This window comes from Pseudomonas sp. TE21394, from assembly GCF_054057835.1.
On sequence record NZ_JBSRZR010000001.1, the window covers coordinates 3,476,419 to 3,495,051 of the forward strand.

The window sequence follows — 18,633 nt, forward strand, 5'->3', positions numbered from 1 at the left end:
CGCTCCTCCATGAATGTTGATCTGCACTGTCACAGCACGGCCTCCGACGGCGCCCTGTCGCCTTCGGCGCTGGTCGCCCGGGCCCATGAGCACGGGGTGCAAACGCTGGCACTGACCGACCATGACACCATCGAGGGCCTGCCCGAGGCGCGCCAGGCCTGCCGCGACAAGGGCATGCACTGGGTCAGCGGGGTGGAGCTGTCGTGCACCTGGGGCGGCGCGACCATCCATGTGCTGGGCTATGATTTCCCGCTCGACGCGCCGCCGCTGCTGGCGGCGATCGAAGCGCTGCACCGTGGCCGCTGGCTGCGCGCCGAAGAAATCGACAAACGGCTGGCGGCCAAGGGCATGCCCGGCGCCCTCGAAGGCGCCCGCGCCGTGCAGCACGAACTGGGCGACAGTGGCAACGCCCCGGCGCGCCCGCATTTTGCCGAATACCTGGTGCGTGCCGGGCACGTCAAGGACCGCGGCGAGGCGTTTCGCAAGTGGCTGGGCGCCGGCAAGCTGGGCGATGTCAAGCAGCATTGGCCGAGCCTCGATGAAACCGTTGCCACCCTGCGCCAGTCCAACGCTTGGGTGAGCCTGGCGCATCCCATGCACTACGACCTGACCCGCAGCAAGCGCAGAAGGCTGATTGCCGACTATATTCAGGCAGGCGGGCAGGCACTGGAGGTGGTCAACGGAATGATGCCGGCCGAGCAGGTGGGCACGATGTCCATCCTCACCCGTGAGTTCGGCCTGCTGGCAAGCGCTGGCAGTGATTTCCACGGCCCCGGCACCTGGGGCGAGATCGGTGCCTACCGGCCTTTGCCCGAGGACCTGCCACCTCTGTGGCGCCGATTCAGCCATGAACAGCCTTTGGCGGTATGAACAGGACGACTACGTGAGCCAATTTTTCCAGATTCATCCGGAGAACCCCCAGCCGCGGCTGATCCGCCAGGCGGTGGAGATCATCCGCAAGGGCGGCGTGGTGGTGTATCCGACCGACTCGGCCTACGCCCTGGGCTGCCAGATCGGCGACAAGGCGGCGATCGAACGGGTGCGACGCCTGCGCGGCCTGGACAAGACCCACAATTTCACCCTGATGTGCTGTGACATGTCGCAGTTGGGGCTGTATGCCAAGGTCGATACCGGCACCTTCCGCCTGCTCAAGGCGCATGTGCCGGGGCCTTATACCTTCATTCTCAATGGCACCCGCGAAGTACCGCGCCTGCTGCTGCACGAAAAGCGCCGCACCATCGGCCTGCGCGTGCCCGACCATGCCATTACCCTGGCCTTGCTCGCCGAGCTGGGCGAGCCGCTGATGAGCGTGAGCCTGATCCTGCCGGGCGACGACGAGCCGATGACCGACCCGTACGAGATTCGCGAGCGCCTGGAGCATCATGTCGACCTGGTGATCGACGGCGGTTTTGGCGACCTCAAGGCCTCGACCATCATCGACCTGTCCGGTGACGAGCCGGAGCTGATCCGCGAAGGCTGCGGCGACCCCACGCCATTCCTGGTCAACGCGTGAGCCAGGTCGAAACACCCGAGGCACCGCCCGAACTGGCCGAGGCGCCGCGGCAACTGCAGCTGGCGCTGGTCTATGGCGAAGCCCTGACCGAGCTGCCGCTGGACCTGTACATCCCGCCGGACGCGCTGGAGGTCATCCTCGAAGCTTTCGAAGGCCCGCTGGACCTGTTGCTGTACCTGATCCGCAAGCAGAACATCGACATCCTCGACATCCCGGTGGCGGAAATCACCCGCCAGTACATGGGTTATGTGGAGCTGATGAAGAGCGTGCGCCTGGAGCTGGCGGCCGAATACCTGGTGATGGCCGCCATGCTCGCCGAGATCAAGTCGCGCATGCTGCTGCCGCGCTCGGCCGATGTCGAGGAGGAGGAGGGCGACCCACGCGCCGAACTGATCCGCCGCCTGCAGGAGTATGAGCGTTTCAAGGCTGCCGCCGAAGGCATCGATGGGTTGCCCCGGGTTGGCCGCGAGGTCGTGGTGCCACGCCTGGAGGCACCGCAGGCCAAGGTGCGCAAGCTGTTGCCCCAGGTCAGCCTGGAAGAGCTGCTGGTGTCCATGGCCGAGGTGATGCGCCGCAACGACTTGTTCGAGAGCCACCAGATCACCCGCGAGACCCTGTCCACCCGGGAACGCATGAGCCTGGTGCTGGAGCGCCTGAAGGGCGGCGGCTTCGTGCCGTTCGTCGAGCTGTTTGCTGCCGAGGAGGGCAAGCTGGGCGTGGTGGTGACCTTCATGGCGATCCTTGAGCTGGTGAAGGAATCGCTGGTCGAACTGGTGCAGAATGAACCCTTCGCCGCCATCCACGTGCGGCTTCGCCCGGCGCTTGTAGAAGAACCTGATGAACCTGAATGAACCCCGTGACCTGGCGTCGCTGATCGAGGCCTTCCTGCTGGCTTCGGGCAAGCCGCAATCGCTGGAACGCCTGTACGAGCTGTTCGAAGAGGCCGAACGGCCAGAGCCCAAGGTCTTCAAGCAGGCCCTGGAGCTGCTGGGCACATCGTGCACTGGCCGTGCCTTCGAACTCAAGGAAGTGGCCAGCGGCTACCGCCTGCAGATTCGCGAAGACTTTGCCCCCTGGGTCGGGCGCCTGTGGGAAGAGCGCCCGCAGCGCTATTCACGCGCGCTGCTGGAAACCTTGGCCTTGATCGCCTACCGCCAGCCGATCACCCGTGGCGAGATCGAGGATGTGCGTGGGGTGGCGGTGAACAGCAACATCATCAAGACCCTCATGGAGCGCGAGTGGGTTCGCGTGGTCGGTTACCGCGAGGTGCCCGGGCGGCCGGCGATGTTCGCCACCACCAAGGGCTTTCTCGATCATTTCAACCTGAAGAGCCTGGACGAACTGCCGGCCCTGGCCGAGCTGCGGGAAATGCAGCCCGAGCCGCTGCTCGACCCGGATGATGCGCCGGTACCGGCGCACCTGCAGGCGTTGGCCGATGCCAGCCTTGGCGCAGAAGAGCAAGTTGCCGAGCCGAAGGAGGAGACCAGTTTCCGTAGCCTGCTGGTGGAGCTGGATGCCATGGAAGAAGGGTTGAAGACCGACTTCGATGACTTGCGTGAAGAGGAGCCTGGGGCCTCGATGGAGGAAGAGGGCAAGGTGCAGCCCTGATTCTTCTGTTGCCTGCACGGGCCTCTTCGCGGGTTCACCCGCGAAGAGGCCGGTACTGCCAACACATCACCATTAGGCAGATACTCCTGCCAACGCCTACAAAACCTTCTACGCTCCAGTGCGTTCCCGCGTCGAACCGCGTATGATGCGCGGCCTTTTGGCGCGTTCGTCGCCAAGAACCTGTTTTCATTCCTACACCGGGAGGTGCCCAGATGAGTGAGCAAGACCTGCAAGATAGCCAACCTACCCCTCCGTCCGGCGAAAAGCTGCAGAAAGTGCTGGCGCGTATCGGCGTGGGCTCGCGGCGTGACGTCGAGGCCTGGATCAGCCAGGGCCGTATCAAGGTCAATGGCGTCGAGGCCACCCTTGGCCAGCGCGTCGACCTGCACGATGCCATTGCCGTGGACGGCAAGCTGATCAAGCGCGAAGAGGCCGCCGAGGCCACCCGCCGGGTGATCATGTACAACAAGCCCGATGGCGAGATCTGCACCCGTGACGACCCGGAAGGTCGCCCGACCGTGTTCGATCGCCTGCCACGGCCGAAGGAAGGCCGCTGGATCAACATTGGCCGCCTCGACATCAACACTACCGGCCTGCTCCTGTTCACCACCGATGGTGAGCTGGCCAACCGCCTGATGCACCCGTCCTACGAGATGGACCGTGAGTACGCGGTGCGTGTGCGCGGCGAAGTCGATGACGAGATGATCGAGCGCCTGAAGGCTGGCGTGATGCTGGAAGACGGCCCGGCCAAGTTCACCGACATCCAGAAGGCGCCGGGTGGCGAAGGCTTCAACCACTGGTACCACTGCGTGGTGATGGAAGGCCGTAACCGCGAGGTACGTCGCCTGTGGGAATCCCAGGGCATGGTGGTCAGCCGCCTGAAGCGCGTGCGGTTCGGCCCGGTGTTCCTCAATTCCGACCTGCCGATGGGCCGTTGGCGTGAAATGACCCAGGGCGAAATCGACATCCTCGCCGCTGAAGTGGGCCTGCAGCCAGTAGCGCTGCCTGCCATGAAACTCAAGGCCAAGGACAAGCTGGAGCGCTTGCAGCGCAAGTCGACCCGCCCGTTGGGCCGTGGCGAGCGCGTGCGCAGCCTGCGCCCGGCCCACGAAGGCGGCGCTGGCGAAGAACGCCCGGCGCGCCAGCCGCGTGAGGAAGCCCCGCGCAAGAGCAGCCGTGGCAGCACCGTTGCCGAGCGCCCGAGCGAGATGCGCAAGCGCCCGGGCAAGCCTGAGGCTGACAAGCCGACCGGCCGTGGTCGGGGCAAGCCGCGTGGCTGATCGGCCTTTGCGGTAACGAGAACCAGCCTTCGGGCTGGTTTTTTTATGCCTGTGGGATTTGCGGCTGCTGCGGTGGGCCGCAAAGAGGCCCAAGACATTGAACAAAAAGAATTTTTCGGACGACTGGCAAGTTCTCGAACCGCCGTGTAAAAAAATCTATACAGATGCCGCCGAATCCAGCCCGGATTTCAGAATTTCCACGACCCTGTAAACATTGCTTGCCGCCGCCACAATGCCTGAGCCTGCCCCCAGGCTCCGCTCACCCTTGCCCAAAACCCCGCCCCACGGTGTTATAGCCGTCATTGCCGTGTGCAAAAGCCGGTCCGCAGAGCCCGGCTGACAAAACAACAAATGGAGGCGCCATGTACGCCGATCACTCCGCCTTTGAAGGCCTACACCACAGGATCGCTGCGTTTTTTCCCAGGGAAACGATGCAGTGCGTTGACGCCTGCGCGTTTGCAGGGGTATACAGTGCGCCGCGTTTTACCTGTGACTCCTTTGCGTACCGCGCACTCCTGATCACCCCTGGTTGACCCGCTCCGGCGGCTGCAGCGTTCAGGAAACCCAAGGTAACCACCTTGCCCATTCCGCTGCGCCACGAGCGCGGTGGGTCCGATTCCGTCACAGATAAAAACAATGCAGGTGACTTCGTTCATGAGTGGACAAAACATGCATTCAGGCGAGCTCAAGCGGGGCCTGAAGAACCGCCACATCCAGCTGATTGCCCTGGGTGGTGCGATCGGTACCGGCCTGTTCCTCGGTTCGGCGGGGGTGATGAAATCCGCCGGCCCGTCGATGATCCTTGGCTACGCCATCTGCGGCTTCATCGCCTTCATGATCATGCGCCAACTGGGCGAAATGATCGTCGAAGAGCCGGTAGCCGGCTCGTTCAGCCATTTCGCCCACACCTACTGGGGCGGTTTCGCCGGCTTCCTGTCGGGCTGGAACTGCTGGGTGCTGTACATCCTGGTGGGCATGTCGGAGCTGTCGGCCGTCGGCAAATATGTCCACTACTGGTGGCCGGAGATCCCGACCTGGATCACCGCGGCGGCGTTCTTCGTGCTGATCAACGCCATCAACCTGATGAACGTGAAGTTCTTCGGTGAAGCGGAATTCTGGTTCGCCATCATCAAGGTGGTGGCCATCGTCAGCATGATCGGCCTGGGTGCCTACCTGCTGACCAGCGGCAGCGGCGGCCCCGAGGCGACCGTGGCCAACCTGTGGTCGCATGGTGGCTTCTTCCCGAACGGTGTCAGCGGGCTGGTGATGGCCCTGGCGTTCATCATGTTCTCCTTCGGTGGCCTGGAAATGCTCGGCTTTACCGCTGCCGAGGCCGACAAGCCGAAGACCGTGATCCCCAAGGCGATCAACCAGGTCATCTACCGCATCCTGATCTTCTATGTGGGCGCCCTGGTGGTCCTGCTGTCGCTGACCCCGTGGGACAACCTGGTTGCCAGCATCGCTGCCTCGGGTGGCAGCTATGGCAGCAGCCCGTTCGTGCAGGTGTTCTCGCTGCTGGGCAGTGACGTGGCGGCGCACTTGCTGAACTTCGTGGTCCTGACTGCAGCATTGTCGGTGTACAACAGCGGCACCTACTGCAACGCCCGCATGCTGCTGGGCATGGCCGAGCAGGGCGATGCCCCGGCGTCGCTGGCCAAGGTCGACAAGCGTGGTGTGCCGGTGCGTTCGATTCTGGCGTCGGCCGCTGTGACCTTTTTCGCCGTGCTGCTCAACTACCTGATGCCGCAGAACGCCCTGGAGCTGCTGATGTCGCTGGTGGTGGCGACCCTGGTGATCAACTGGGCGATGATCAGCTACTCGCACCTGAAGTTCCGTCAACACCTCGACCGCACCGGCCAGAAGCCGCTGTTCAAGGCGCTGTGGTACCCCTATGGCAACTATGTCTGCCTGGCATTCGTGGTGCTGATCCTCGGCATCATGCTGATGATCCCGGATATCCAGGTGTCGGTGTATGTGATGCCGCTGTGGGTGTTCGTCATGTTCGTGGTGTACATGGTCAAGCCGCGTCGCCGGATGAATACCGGTGTGGCTGCTGGTGGCATGGCCAAGTAGGCCGCCATGCAGTAGCCGGGAACCCGGAGCCAGGTGACTGGCTTCGGGTTTTTTCTTGCCTGTCCCGGCCGTGGCTTGCCGGCGACAGGGCCGAGGCAGAAGTCAGATCTGCTCCAGCAACCAGCTTCTGAATGCCCGCAACGATGGCAACGCCTCGTTCCGCGGCGGGTAGATCAGGTAATAACTGCGCTGGCTGGCAAACGCCTCGCCGGGGCTGTACAGCTCGCCCTTGGCCAACTCTTCTTCCACCAGGATGCGCGGCACCAGGCCGATGCCGATACCGGCCCGTACCGCCTGGATCAGGTGCGAGGTCAGCTCGAAGCTCGGCCCCAGGCGCATCGCCCGGTGCGCCAGGCCATGGTGGGAGAACCACTCGCCCCAGGCATGCGGGTTGTTGGCCACGTTCAGCAGCACCTCTTCACTGATCCGGGCCGGGCTCCAGCCCTGGCCATCCGCGCCAGCTTCCGGCGGCAGGATCACCACCAGTTGCTCGGCATGCAGGCGATGGCAGACCAGCCCCGGCAGGTCGTGGCTGGCCACGCCGATGGCGGCGTCGATCTCGCTGGTGTCGAAATTGATGGCTTCGATGCGTGAATGAATGTGCACCAGCATGCCCGGGTGGGCGCTGTAGAACGCGTGCAGCCGCGGCAGCAGCCACTTCGAGCCGAAGGTGGGCAGGGTGGCCAGGCGCAAGGTACCGACCCCCGACTGGTAGGCCAGTGCCTGCAGGGTGGCACTGCGGATGCGCCCCAGGGCCTCGCTGAGTTCCCGTTGGTACAGGCGCCCGACATCCGTGAGCTGCACCTGGCGCCCTTCACGGCGGAACAGGGTCAGCCCCAGCTGCTGTTCCAGTGCCTGTACCTGGCGGCTGACTGCGCTCTGGGTCAGCGACAGTTCGGCGGCGGCGCGGGTATAGCTTTCATGTCGGGCGGCAGCCTCGAAGGCCAGCAGCAGCGACATGGAGGGGGTCAGGTGGCGGTAATTCATTCATGGAAGTCATCGATAGCGGCAGGATTATCCGTTTGCCCCTGACGCGAAACTACAGGAACATTGGCCTATACGTCATCCCCGCATGCCTTCACTCATGCCGGAGCGACAGGAATCCCGTGAATTAGCCTATATCAAGAGGCCATCCTTCGATGATCGCCCAGCTGCCGACCGTTGCGCCGAGCGCCAATTACCCCGAATTCCTCGAAGCCCTGCGCAGCAGCGGCTTCCGTGGCCAGATAAGTGCCGACTACGCTACCCGCACGGTGCTGGCCACCGACAACTCGATCTACCAGCGCTTGCCGCAGGCCGCGGTGTTCCCGCTGGACGCCGACGACGTGGTGCGGGTCGCCACGCTGATGGGCGAGCCGCGTTTCCGCCAGGTCAAGCTGACCCCGCGCGGCGGCGGCACTGGCACCAATGGCCAGTCGCTGACCGACGGTATTGTCGTCGACCTGTCGCGGCACATGAACAAGATTCTCGAAATCAACGTCGAGGAGCGCTGGGTGCGGGTACAGGCCGGTACGGTCAAGGACCAGCTCAACGCCGCGCTCAAGCCGTATGGCCTGTTCTTCGCCCCCGAGCTGTCCACCTCCAACCGCGCCACCGTCGGTGGCATGATCAACACCGATGCCAGCGGCCAGGGCAGTTGCACCTATGGCAAGACCCGCGATCACGTCCTGGAGCTGCACAGCGTGCTGCTCGGTGGCGAACGCCTGCACAGCCTGCCGATCGACGATGCCGCACTGGAACAGGCCTGCGCCGCGCCCGGCCGGGTCGGCGAGGTGTACCGCATGGCGCGGGAGATCCAGGAAACCCAGACAGACCTGATCGAAACCACGTTCCCCAAGCTCAACCGCTGCCTGACCGGCTACGACCTGGCGCACCTGCGCGACGAGCAGGGCCGTTTCAACCTCAACAGCGTGCTGTGCGGTGCCGAAGGTTCGTTGGGCTACGTGGTCGAAGCCAAGCTCAATGTGCTGCCGATCCCCAGGTACGCCGTGCTGGTCAACGTCCGCTACAGCAGTTTCATGGATGCCCTGCGCGACGCCAACGCGCTGATGGCGCACAAGCCGCTGTCGATCGAGACCGTCGACTCCAAGGTGCTGATGCTGGCGATGAAGGATATCGTCTGGCACAGCGTCGCCGAATACTTCCCGGCCGACCCCGAGCGCCCGACCCTGGGCATCAACCTGGTGGAGTTCTGTGGCGACGAGCCGGCCGAGGTCAACGCCAGGGTGCAGGCGTTCATCCAGCACCTGCAGAGCGACACCAGTGTCGAACGCCTGGGCCACACCCTCGCCGAGGGCGCCGAGGCGGTGACCCGCGTCTATACCATGCGTAAACGTTCGGTGGGTTTGCTGGGCAACGTCGAAGGCGAAGTCCGCCCGCAGCCGTTCGTCGAGGACACTGCGGTACCGCCAGAACAACTGGCCGACTACATCGCCGACTTCCGCGCGCTGCTCGATGGCTACGGCCTGGCCTATGGCATGTTCGGTCACGTCGACGCCGGCGTGCTGCACGTGCGACCGGCGCTGGACATGAAGGACCCGGCCCAGGCGGCGCTGGTCAAGCCGATCTCCGATGCCGTGGCGGCGTTGACACGAAGCTACGGCGGCCTGCTGTGGGGCGAACATGGCAAGGGCCTGCGGTCGGAGTACGTGCCGGAGTACTTCGGCGAGCTGTACCCGACGCTGCAGCGCCTGAAGGGCGCCTTCGACCCGCACAACCAGCTCAACCCGGGCAAGATCTGTACCCCGCCGGACAGTGCCGAGGGCCTGACCAAGGTCGATGGCGTGACCCTGCGCGGCGATCTCGACCGCACCATCGACGAGCGCGTGTGGCAGGATTTCGGCAGCGCCGTGCACTGCAACGGCAACGGCGCCTGCTACAACTATGACCCCAACGACGCCATGTGCCCGTCATGGAAGGCCACCCGCGAGCGCCAGCACTCGCCCAAGGGCCGCGCCTCGCTGATGCGTGAGTGGCTGCGCCTGCAGGGCCAGGCGAACATCGATGTGCTGGCTGCGGCGCGCAGTCGAGTGTCCTGGCTCAAGGGCCTGCCGGCACGCCTGCGCAACAACCGCGCACGCAGCCAGGGGCAGGCAGATTTCTCCCACGAAGTGTACGACGCCATGGCCGGCTGCCTGGCGTGCAAGTCGTGCGCCGGGCAGTGCCCGATCAAGGTCAACGTGCCAGATTTCCGCTCGCGCTTCCTCGAGCTTTACCACGGCCGCTACCAGCGCCCGCTGCGTGACTACCTGATCGGTTCGCTGGAGTTCACCATCCCGTACCTGGCCCACGCGCCGGGGTTGTACAACGCGGTGATGGGCTCGAAGTGGGTAAGCAGGTTGCTGGCCGACAAGGTGGGCATGGTCGACAGCCCGCTGCTCAGCCGCTTCAACTTCCAGGCCACCCTGGCCCGCTGCCGTGTCGGTGTGGCCAGTGTGCCGGCCCTGCGTGAGCTGACCCCGGCCCAGCGTGAGCGCAGCATCGTGCTGGTACAGGACGCCTTCACCCGCTACTTCGAGACGCCACTGCTGTCGGCCTTCATCGATCTGGCGCACCGCCTTGGCCATCGCGTGTTCCTGGCACCGTACAGCGCCAACGGCAAGCCGCTGCATGTGCAGGGCTTCCTCGGTGCGTTCGCCAAGGCGGCGATCCGCAATGCCAACCAGCTCAAGGCCCTGGCTGACTGCGGCGTACCGCTGGTGGGCCTGGACCCGGCGATGACCCTGGTGTACCGCCAGGAGTACCAGAAAGTCCCGGGCCTGGACGGTTGTCCGAAAGTTTTGTTGCCGCAGGAGTGGTTGATGGATGTGCTGCCGGAGCAGGCGCCGACTGCGCCGGGCCGCTTCCGCCTGATGGCGCACTGCACCGAGAAGACCAATGTGCCGGCCAGTACCCGGCAATGGGAACAGGTGTTCGCCCGCCTGGGGCTGAAGCTGGTGACCGAGGCCACTGGCTGCTGCGGGATGTCCGGTACCTACGGGCACGAGGCGCGTAACCAGGACACCTCGCGGACCATCTTCGAACAGAGCTGGGCGACCAAGCTGGACAACGAAGGCGAACCGCTGGCGACGGGTTATTCCTGCCGTAGCCAAGTCAAGCGCATGACCGAGCGGCAGCTGCGTCACCCGCTGGAGGTGGTGCTGCAGTACGCGCAGCGCTAGGTTTCAGGGCCTTGGGGGGCAAAGCGCCCCCCGGCTTGTTACCGATACTGCCTGCGATGCACCTGCCGGTACAGGTACAGGCTCAGCACCAACCCGCAAGCCGCCGCCGCCGCCGCAAACAGAAACATCGAAGCAAAGCCGAACCCCGCCGCCACCGCGCCCACCAGCGGCCCGGTCACCCCCAGCGACAAGTCGATGAACAGTGAATAGGCCCCCACCGCAGCCCCGCGGTTGGCCGCCGATACCTGGTTCACTGCCTCCACTCCCAGTGCCGGGAACACCAGCGAGAAACCGAACCCGCTCAGCGCGGCACCTGCCAGTGCCAATTCGGCATCGGGCGCCAGCCACAGCATCAGCAGCCCGAGGGTTTCCACGGACAGGCAGGCAATCGCTACGCGGAACCCGCCAATCCGGTTGATCAGGTTGCCGAACAGCAGCCGCGCGCTGATGAAGCTGGCGCCGAACAGGCTCAAGGTCAGCGCTGCATTGGCCCAGCCGCGGCTGGCGTAGTACAGGGTGATGAACGTAGCGATGGTGCCGAAGCCGATCGAGCCCAGGGCCAGCCCCGAACCGTGCGGGAACACTTTGCCCAGCACGCGCAGGAACGGCAGGCGCACGCCGCTGACGATGGGCGCGGCCTGCCGGGGCCAGGCCAGCAGCAGGCCGAGCGCACACAGCAGGATGATGCTCGCGCCCATGCTCCATAGCCCCAGGCCCTTGACCATCAGCACCCCCAGCGGGGCGCCGATGGCCAGCGCGCCGTAGCTGGCGATGCCGTTCCAGGAGATGACCTTGGCGGTGTGTTCGGCACCGACCCGGCCGATACCCCAGCCGATCGACCCCGAACCCACCAGGCTTTCAGCGCTGCCCAGCACCAGGCGGCCGGCCAGCAGGCTGGTCAGGCTCAGCCAGGGCAGGTGGGTGAGAAAGGCGCAGGCCAGCATGAACACCCCGCTGAGGCCGCACCCGGCCAGGCCATACAGGACGGCTTTCTTGCTGCCATGGTTGTCGATGATGCGGCTGGCCGTGGGGCGGCTGAGCAGGGTGGCCAGGTATTGCACGCTGATCACCAGGCCCGCGACCACGGCGCCGAAGCCCAGGTCGTTGTGCACATAGCCGGGCAATACGGCCAGGGGGATGCCGATGTTCAGGTAGCCGATGAAGGTAAAGAGGACGATGGAGACGACTTGCAGGGTGACCGCAAGGGGGCGCGGTGAGTCGGGCATGGGGGCCTACGTGGGTTCTGGACGGTGTGAAAACGTGATGACGGGGGTAGCCCGCAGGTCAGCCGTTTTCACACAGTCGGGGTTGCGCGGTTAGTCCTGGTCAGCGCTGGATTGATCGTCACCATCCTGCTCGGCGGCAGCAGCCGGCTCGGCGTGAACGGTTACGGTTGGCTCTTCTGGGTTCAGGCTTGGGAAGGGAAGATTCGGGATTTCATGCATCTCGTCGTTCCTCGCAAGTGTGAGTGAAAAGTCTGCGCCAGGCGCGTTTGAAGCTTCGCAAAGCTGGGGCAGGATACACAAGTCTGGATGACAGTTTGGTTTTTTTGCCGGTCGCCGGTCGGTTTTGCGGGCGAACAGCGGACAGGGATGCCAACGAAAAGGGGCCGCTTCGTACCCCTTCGCGAGCACGCCCACTCCCGCCAGGGCCGCGGAAAATAGGTCCCTGTGGGAGCGGGCGCGCCCGCGAAGGGGCGCGAAGCAGCCCCACTTTTCAGACGATTACTTGCGGCCTTCAGCCGTCTCCGCCACCTTGTCAGTGCGCGCGCACATGATGAAGTCGTTGCGGTGCAGGCCCTTGATCGAGTGGCTCCACCAGGTCACGGTGACCTTGCCCCACTCGGTCAGCAGGCCCGGGTGGTGGCCTTCGGCTTCGGCGATTTCGCCAATGGCATTGGTGAAGGCCAGGGCGTGCTTGAAGTTCTTGAACAGGAATACGCGCTCCAGCTCCATGTGGCCATCGCGTACTTCGATGTTCCAGTCCGGGATTTCGCGGATCAGCTCGGCCAACTCTTCGTCGGTGACTTTCGGCGCGTCGGCGCGGCAGGCTTCGCAATGGGCTTGGTTCAAGGCATTCATGTAGTGTTTTCCGGTTCGAGTTGTTGTCGGCAAGGTCGCTCAGGCGGCGACCTTGGGTGGAAACTTCGGTGCGTGCAGGCCCAGCTGCATGGCGTGGTGAACCATGCCCATGATGTCTTCATGGGCCAGGTCGAACAGGCGCTTCATGTTCGGCAGCACGAAATACAGCGGCTGCAGGATGTCTATGCGGTAGGGGGTACGCATGGCTTCGACCGGGTCGAAGGCCTGGTGCTCTGGCTCGCCAGACAGACTGTAGACGGTTTCCTTTGGTGACGAGAGGATGCCACCGCCATAGATCTTGCGGCCCTGGGCGGTTTCAATGAGGCCGAATTCGATGGTCATCCAGTACAGGCGTGCCAGGTAGACGCGCTGTTCCTTGGTCGCGGCCAGGCCGAGCTTGCCGTAGGTGTGGGTGAATTCGGCGAACCAGGGGTTGGTCAGCAGCGGGCAGTGGCCGAAGATCTCGTGGAAGATGTCGGGTTCCTGCAGATAGTCCAGTTCTTCCGGGGTGCGGATGAACGTGGCGACCGGGAAGCGCTTGCTGGCCAGCAGTTCGAAGAAGGTCTGGAAGGGGATCAGCGCCGGCACCCGGGCTACCTGCCAGCCCGTGGTGGCGCCCAGCACCTTGTTGATCTCGCCCAATTGCGGAATCCGCTCATGCGGCAGCTTGAGCTGGTCGATGCCGTCCAGGTATTCCTGGCATGCGCGACCTTCGATCACTTTCAGCTGGCGGGTGATCAAGGTGTTCCATACCGCATGCTCTTGCTGCGGGTAGTCGATAAAACCGTGCGCATCGGGCTCGCGTGCCACGTATTGCGTCTGTTTCATGTGGCTCTCCTGGTGAGGGCTTTTCTTGTTATGTGCAGGACATGCTTTAAGGGATATCCCTTCACCGGCAGCTTTGCACGGGGGTAGTACTGGGGCGGGCCAGGGTTCTTGCACTACTTTCGTAACGAATATTTTACAAAGCGCGGCGAGTGTCGGAAAATCCGAGGCATCTGGCTGATCATATTGTGGACTTTGTCAGCTTTTCTTTACGAATTTTCTTTGCCGTGTCGAAATAAACCGGTCCTCGAGAGGCCTCATGCGTATCAAAGTGCATTGTCAGAACCGTATTGGCATCCTGCGCGACATCCTCAACCTGTTGGTGGAATACGGCATCAACGTGTTGCGCGGCGAGGTGGGCGGTGACCACGGCAACGCCATCTACCTGCATTGCCCGAACCTGATCAACCTGCAATTCCAGGCGCTGCGGCCCAAGTTCGAGGCCATCGCCGGGGTGTTCGGCGTCAAGCGCGTGGGGCTGATGCCCAGCGAGCGCCGTCACATGGAGCTGAATGCGCTGCTGGGGGCGCTGGATTTCCCGGTGCTGTCGATCGACATGGGCGGCAGTATCGTCGCCGCCAACCGCTCGGCAGCCCAGTTGCTGGGGGTGCGGGTGGATGAGGTGCCGGGCATGCCGCTGGCGCGCTATGTGGAAGATTTCGACCTGCCGGAGCTGGTACGGGCCAACAAGTCGCGCATCAACGGCCTGCGCATCAAGGTCAAGGGTGATGTGTTCCTGGCCGATATCGCGCCGCTGCAGTCCGAGCACGACGACAGCGAGGCGCTGGCCGGTGCAGTGCTGACTCTGCACCGCGCCGACCGCATCGGCGAGCGAATCTACAACGTGCGCAAGCAGGAGTTGCGCGGTTTCGACAGCATCTTCCAGAGCTCGCGGGTCATGGCCGCCGTGGTGCGCGAGGCGCGGCGCATGGCACCGCTGGATGCGCCGTTGCTGATCGAGGGGGAAACGGGTACCGGCAAGGAGCTGCTGGCGCGTGCCTGCCACCTGGCCAGCCCGCGCGGACAGTCGCCGCTGATGGCGCTGAACTGCGCCGGGTTACCCGAGTCGATGGCCGAGACCGAGTTGTTCGGTTATGGCCCTGGGGCCTTCGAAGGCGCGCGGGCCGAGGGCAAGCTGGGGCTGCTGGAACTGACCGCCGGTGGCACGCTGTTCCTTGACGGGGTAGGGGAGATGAGCCCGCGCCTGCAGGTGAAGCTGCTGCGCTTTCTGCAGGACGGCTGCTTCCGCCGCGTAGGCAGTGATGAAGAGGTATACCTGGACGTGCGGGTGATCTGCGCGACCCAGGTGGATTTGTCCGAATTGTGCGCGCGTGGCGAGTTTCGTCAGGACCTGTACCACCGGCTCAATGTGTTGTCGCTGCACATTCCGCCCCTGCGTGAATGCATGGATGGCCTGGAAGGCCTGGTGCAGCACTTTCTCGACCAGGCCAGCCGGCAGATTGGCTGTGCCATGCCGCGCCTGGCGCCGGCGGCGATGGACAAACTTGCCCAGTACCATTGGCCGGGCAATGTAAGGCAACTGGAAAATGTATTGTTCCAGGCAGTTTCGTTATGCGATGGCGGCGTGGTCAAGAGCGAACATATCCGCTTGCCGGATTATGGTGCGCGGCAACCGCTGGGTGACTTTTCCCTGGACGGGGATCTTTCGCAAATTGTCGGGCGCTTTGAGAAGGCGGTGCTGGAAAGTTTGATGGGGGAGTTTCCCAGTAGTCGCGCTTTAGGTAAAAGACTGGGTGTTTCGCATACGACAATTGCCAACAAGTTGCGGGATTATTCGTTGGGCAAGTCAGCGGATTAAATCGTCGTTAGTTATAACCTGTTAATCAGGCGGTGGCTGCTACGCGGGTAAACCCGCTCCCACAGGTACAGCGCTGGACTCAAGGCAGGCGCTGTACTTGTGGAAGCGGGTCTACCCGCGAATGGGGCCCGCAGGGCCCCTGATTCAAATGGTCTCAGCCGTTCGAGCAGCCGTTCCCCATCACGCGGTATTCGAGAATGTGCTTCTGGCCCTTGGAGTCTTCATAGGTCATGCGGGCAGGCACGACTTCGCACACATTGGGCACTTCGCTCATGGAAATGACGCGGGCAATGTCCAGGTGCTGCGAATAGTTGTACTGTTCAACCGGAATCTGCTCGGCCTCTTTCGCTTCGTCGGCCATTGCCGCGCCGCAAAGACTGCCAAGTACCAATACCAGTAAAGCTTTCATTTTCCATTTACCTGTCTAAGGTCGAGAGGGGGCGCGCGGCGCTTGTGGCGCCGCGGGTATTGCTGGTTCAACTATCGATAAGACGGGGATTAACGTTTGCCTTCGTGGGGGCTGTTACCAGTTGTTAATCGCCTTGCCGTTGCTGGCGAGATGAATTCTAGGGCTGTGCCCAAGGCCGAAACAGTGGGGCTTTTGATAAAGTCTTTTGACAGAATCTGTAACAATCGTCTGCCAAGCGTTGCAGTTCTTTCTCTGCCGCGCCGCTAAGGCGCGTGCCAGAGCGCTTGTGCTGTACGCACGTACCAAATTACTACCATCGTCGAATGGCTTTTGTTGCTCTGGTACAGTTAAAAACGGTCCCATACAAAAACAACTATTACACCGAGGTAACACAGATGAGTGCGGCTCCACTGTATCCCGTTCGTCCCGAGGTCGCGGCCACAACCCTGACCGACGAGGCCACCTACAAGGCCATGTACCAGCAGTCGGTGATCAACCCGGACGGCTTCTGGCGCGAGCAGGCCCAGCGCATTGACTGGATCAAGCCGTTCACCAAGGTCAAGCAGACCTCCTTCGACGATCACCATGTCGACATCAAGTGGTTTGCCGATGGCACTCTGAACGTTTCCTCCAACTGCCTGGATCGCCACCTCGAAGAGCGCGGTGACCAGCTGGCCATCATCTGGGAAGGCGACGATCCTTCCGAGCACCGCAATATCACCTACCGCGAACTGCACGAGCAGGTCTGCAAGTTTGCCAACGCCCTGCGTGGCCAGGATGTGCACCGCGGTGACGTGGTCACCATCTATATGCCGATGATCCCGGAAGCCGTGGTCGCCATGCTGGCCTGCGCCCGTATCGGTGCGATCCACTCGGTGGTGTTCGGTGGCTTCTCGCCTGAAGCGTTGGCCGGGCGGATCATCGACTGCAAGTCCAAGGTGGTGATCACCGCCGACGAAGGCGTGCGCGGCGGCCGCCGTACCCCGCTCAAGGCCAACGTCGATCTGGCGCTGACCAACCCGGAAACCAACAGCGTGCAGAAGATCATCGTGTGCAAGCGCACCGGTGGCGACATTGCCTGGCACCAGCATCGCGACATCTGGTACGAAGACCTGATGAAAGTGGCTTCCAGCCACTGCGCGCCGAAGGAGATGGGGGCTGAGGAAGCGCTGTTCATCCTTTACACCTCCGGCTCCACCGGCAAGCCGAAGGGCGTGCTGCATACCACCGGTGGTTACCTGGTATATGCCGCGCTGACCCATGAGCGGGTGTTCGACTACCGTCCGGGCGAGGTCTATTGGTGCACCGCCGACGTGGGGTGGGTCACCGGCCACAGCTATATCGTCTACGGCCCGCTGGCCAACGGTGCCACCACGCTGCTGTTCGAGGGCGTGCCGAACTACCCGGACATCACCCGCGTGTCGAAGATCATCGACAAGCACAAGGTCAATATCCTGTACACCGCGCCAACTGCCATCCGCGCGATGATGGCCGAAGGCGAGGCTGCGGTGGCCGGGGCCGACGGCTCGAGCCTGCGTCTGCTGGGCTCTGTCGGCGAGCCGATCAACCCGGAAGCCTGGAACTGGTACTACAAGGCGGTGGGCAAGGAACGCTGCCCGATCGTCGATACCTGGTGGCAGACCGAGACCGGCGGCATTCTGATCAGCCCGCTGCCAGGTGCTACCGGCCTCAAGCCGGGTTCGGCAACCCGTCCGTTCTTCGGCGTGGTGCCGGCACTGGTGGACAACCTGGGCAACCTGATCGAAGGTGCTGCCGAAGGCAACCTGGTGATTCTCGATTCCTGGCCGGGCCAGTCGCGTTCGCTGTACGGCGACCACGACCGTTTCGTCGACACCTATTTCAAGACCTTCCGTGGCATGTACTTCACCGGCGACGGCGCGCGCCGCGACGAAGATGGCTACTACTGGATCACCGGCCGCGTGGATGACGTGCTCAACGTGTCCGGCCACCGCATGGGGACCGCCGAAATCGAAAGCGCCATGGTGGCCCATTCGAAAGTGGCCGAGGCAGCGGTGGTGGGCGTGCCGCACGACATCAAGGGGCAAGGCATCTATGTGTATGTCACCCTCAATGCCGGCATCGAGCCCAGCGAGCAGTTGCGCCTGGAGCTGAAGAACTGGGTGCGCAAGGAAATCGGCCCGATCGCCTCGCCGGACGTGATCCAGTGGGCGCCGGGGCTGCCGAAGACCCGTTCGGGCAAGATCATGCGGCGTATCCTGCGCAAGATTGCCACGGGCGAATACGGCGCGCTGGGTGACATCTCGACCCTGGCCGACCCGGGGGTGGTGCAGCATCTGATCGATACCCACAAGGCGATGAGCCTGGCTTCGGCCTGATAGCTGCGGGTATTCGGAAAGCTGAATACTCGTACGCCGTTCGACCAAAACCCCGCACGGGCAACCGGCGGGGTTTTTGCTTTACTGTTACCCGACATTCATCGGTAACTGTTCTGTCACCGTTGACGCACGGCTTCGGGGCGCCAGGAAACAATTCCGCTTCGTTTCGGTGCATTTCACCGGCAATTTTTCCAACGCAGCACGCTACGCTTGCCGTACTTCAAGGCTTTGCCAATAATAGGCCCGGGAATTGCTAGGTCTATAGGTTCTATTTCTTGCGCTGTTGCATATTTTGCACTGGCTGTCAACATTGCCCGCAGCGGTTTCAGGCGCTTCTGTAAGTAGTTGTCGCTTTGAAGAAATATCGACTACCGGGCTGTCGCTAGAATGCCACTCACACGCTCGTGGTCTGCGACCTTGGTCGATACCCTGCGCGGCTCGCGTTGTACCCATTCGCATTCGGGCAGCCGTTCCCTGCCTTGTATTGCCCCGTACCGATGGAGTTACC

The 18,633-nt window shown here is 63.3% G+C and carries 15 protein-coding genes; 9 read left to right on the plus strand and 6 right to left on the minus strand.

What is annotated here, in order from left to right; translation table 11 throughout:
- Positions 1-9 precede the first annotated feature (9 nt).
- From ACVWZT_RS15955 to ACVWZT_RS15980, 6 genes are all read left to right on the plus strand, one after another.
- Complete coding sequence (locus ACVWZT_RS15955) at positions 10-870, plus strand: PHP domain-containing protein (RefSeq protein ID WP_296232434.1); 861 nt, start codon at positions 10-12, stop codon at positions 868-870.
- 13 nt (positions 871-883) lie between these two features.
- The gene (locus ACVWZT_RS15960; protein ID WP_200627528.1) at positions 884-1,513 is read left to right on the plus strand and encodes an L-threonylcarbamoyladenylate synthase; all 630 of its coding nucleotides are present in this window, start codon (positions 884-886) and stop codon (positions 1,511-1,513) included.
- Positions 1,514-1,638: 125 nt separating this feature from the next.
- Positions 1,639-2,364, plus strand: a complete 726-nt coding sequence (locus ACVWZT_RS15965; RefSeq protein ID WP_457472084.1) for a segregation and condensation protein A — start codon at positions 1,639-1,641, stop codon at positions 2,362-2,364.
- Positions 2,351-3,121, plus strand: a complete 771-nt coding sequence (gene scpB, locus ACVWZT_RS15970) for an SMC-Scp complex subunit ScpB (RefSeq protein ID WP_296232435.1) — start codon at positions 2,351-2,353, stop codon at positions 3,119-3,121. Before ACVWZT_RS15965 ends, scpB begins: the two co-directional genes overlap by 14 nt.
- A gap of 212 nt (positions 3,122-3,333) precedes the next feature.
- The gene (rluB, locus tag ACVWZT_RS15975) at positions 3,334-4,401 is read left to right on the plus strand and encodes a 23S rRNA pseudouridine(2605) synthase RluB (protein ID WP_457470232.1); all 1,068 of its coding nucleotides are present in this window, start codon (positions 3,334-3,336) and stop codon (positions 4,399-4,401) included.
- 654 nt (positions 4,402-5,055) lie between these two features.
- Positions 5,056-6,474 (plus strand): amino acid permease, encoded by a 1,419-nt coding sequence (locus ACVWZT_RS15980; protein WP_457470233.1) that lies wholly within the window; start codon positions 5,056-5,058, stop codon positions 6,472-6,474.
- A gap of 102 nt (positions 6,475-6,576) precedes the next feature.
- On the opposite strand, the gene ACVWZT_RS15985 is transcribed toward ACVWZT_RS15980, so the two are convergent.
- Entirely contained in the window at positions 6,577-7,461 is an 885-nt protein-coding gene (locus ACVWZT_RS15985) for a LysR substrate-binding domain-containing protein (RefSeq protein WP_170031242.1), read from the minus strand.
- A gap of 152 nt (positions 7,462-7,613) precedes the next feature.
- Between ACVWZT_RS15985 and ydiJ the strand changes: the two genes are divergently transcribed.
- A complete protein-coding gene (ydiJ, locus tag ACVWZT_RS15990) occupies positions 7,614-10,634 on the plus strand; it encodes a D-2-hydroxyglutarate dehydrogenase YdiJ (protein WP_457470235.1) in 3,021 nt (1,006 codons plus the stop codon).
- 38 nt (positions 10,635-10,672) lie between these two features.
- Here ydiJ and ACVWZT_RS15995 read toward each other — a convergent pair whose 3' ends face one another.
- The 4 genes from ACVWZT_RS15995 to phhA form a co-directional block, all read right to left on the minus strand.
- Positions 10,673-11,860, minus strand: a complete 1,188-nt coding sequence (locus tag ACVWZT_RS15995; RefSeq protein ID WP_457470236.1) for an MFS transporter — start codon at positions 11,858-11,860, stop codon at positions 10,673-10,675.
- 90 nt (positions 11,861-11,950) lie between these two features.
- Complete coding sequence (locus tag ACVWZT_RS16000; RefSeq protein ID WP_263975009.1) at positions 11,951-12,079, minus strand: hypothetical protein; 129 nt, start codon at positions 12,077-12,079, stop codon at positions 11,951-11,953.
- A gap of 279 nt (positions 12,080-12,358) precedes the next feature.
- Complete coding sequence (locus ACVWZT_RS16005; protein WP_133328218.1) at positions 12,359-12,715, minus strand: 4a-hydroxytetrahydrobiopterin dehydratase; 357 nt, start codon at positions 12,713-12,715, stop codon at positions 12,359-12,361.
- Positions 12,716-12,754: 39 nt separating this feature from the next.
- Positions 12,755-13,543, minus strand: a complete 789-nt coding sequence (gene phhA / locus ACVWZT_RS16010; RefSeq protein WP_296232447.1) for a phenylalanine 4-monooxygenase — start codon at positions 13,541-13,543, stop codon at positions 12,755-12,757.
- A gap of 256 nt (positions 13,544-13,799) precedes the next feature.
- Between phhA and ACVWZT_RS16015 the strand changes: the two genes are divergently transcribed.
- Positions 13,800-15,359, plus strand: a complete 1,560-nt coding sequence (locus tag ACVWZT_RS16015; RefSeq protein WP_296232448.1) for a sigma-54-dependent transcriptional regulator — start codon at positions 13,800-13,802, stop codon at positions 15,357-15,359.
- Between the two features lie 154 nt (positions 15,360-15,513).
- Here the strand turns inward: ACVWZT_RS16015 and ACVWZT_RS16020 are convergent, their stop codons facing one another.
- Positions 15,514-15,768 carry a DUF2790 domain-containing protein gene (locus ACVWZT_RS16020; protein ID WP_296232449.1) on the minus strand — a complete coding sequence of 85 codons (255 nt, stop codon included), beginning with the start codon at positions 15,766-15,768 and terminating at the stop codon, positions 15,514-15,516.
- Between the two features lie 395 nt (positions 15,769-16,163).
- Between ACVWZT_RS16020 and acs the strand changes: the two genes are divergently transcribed.
- Positions 16,164-18,125 (plus strand): acetate--CoA ligase, encoded by a 1,962-nt coding sequence (gene acs / locus ACVWZT_RS16025; protein WP_186676385.1) that lies wholly within the window; start codon positions 16,164-16,166, stop codon positions 18,123-18,125.
- Positions 18,126-18,633: the final 508 nt, after the last annotated feature.

Excerpts from the sequence above, each read along its gene's own strand:
- ACVWZT_RS15955 (WP_296232434.1), top strand. The coding sequence starts at position 10 with ATGAATGTTGATCTGCACTGTCACAGCACGGCCTCCGACGGCGCCCTG.
- scpB (WP_296232435.1), top strand. The coding sequence starts at position 2,351 with ATGAACCTGAATGAACCCCGTGACCTGGCGTCGCTGATCGAGGCCTTC.
- rluB (WP_457470232.1), top strand. The coding sequence starts at position 3,334 with ATGAGTGAGCAAGACCTGCAAGATAGCCAACCTACCCCTCCGTCCGGC.
- ACVWZT_RS15980 (WP_457470233.1), top strand. The coding sequence starts at position 5,056 with ATGAGTGGACAAAACATGCATTCAGGCGAGCTCAAGCGGGGCCTGAAG.
- ACVWZT_RS15985 (WP_170031242.1), bottom strand. The coding sequence starts at position 7,461 with ATGAATTACCGCCACCTGACCCCCTCCATGTCGCTGCTGCTGGCCTTC.
- ydiJ (WP_457470235.1), top strand. The coding sequence starts at position 7,614 with ATGATCGCCCAGCTGCCGACCGTTGCGCCGAGCGCCAATTACCCCGAA.
- ACVWZT_RS15995 (WP_457470236.1), bottom strand. The coding sequence starts at position 11,860 with ATGCCCGACTCACCGCGCCCCCTTGCGGTCACCCTGCAAGTCGTCTCC.
- ACVWZT_RS16000 (WP_263975009.1), bottom strand. The coding sequence starts at position 12,079 with ATGCATGAAATCCCGAATCTTCCCTTCCCAAGCCTGAACCCAGAAGAG.
- ACVWZT_RS16005 (WP_133328218.1), bottom strand. The coding sequence starts at position 12,715 with ATGAATGCCTTGAACCAAGCCCATTGCGAAGCCTGCCGCGCCGACGCG.
- phhA (WP_296232447.1), bottom strand. The coding sequence starts at position 13,543 with ATGAAACAGACGCAATACGTGGCACGCGAGCCCGATGCGCACGGTTTT.
- ACVWZT_RS16015 (WP_296232448.1), top strand. The coding sequence starts at position 13,800 with ATGCGTATCAAAGTGCATTGTCAGAACCGTATTGGCATCCTGCGCGAC.
- ACVWZT_RS16020 (WP_296232449.1), bottom strand. The coding sequence starts at position 15,768 with ATGAAAGCTTTACTGGTATTGGTACTTGGCAGTCTTTGCGGCGCGGCA.
- acs (WP_186676385.1), top strand. The coding sequence starts at position 16,164 with ATGAGTGCGGCTCCACTGTATCCCGTTCGTCCCGAGGTCGCGGCCACA.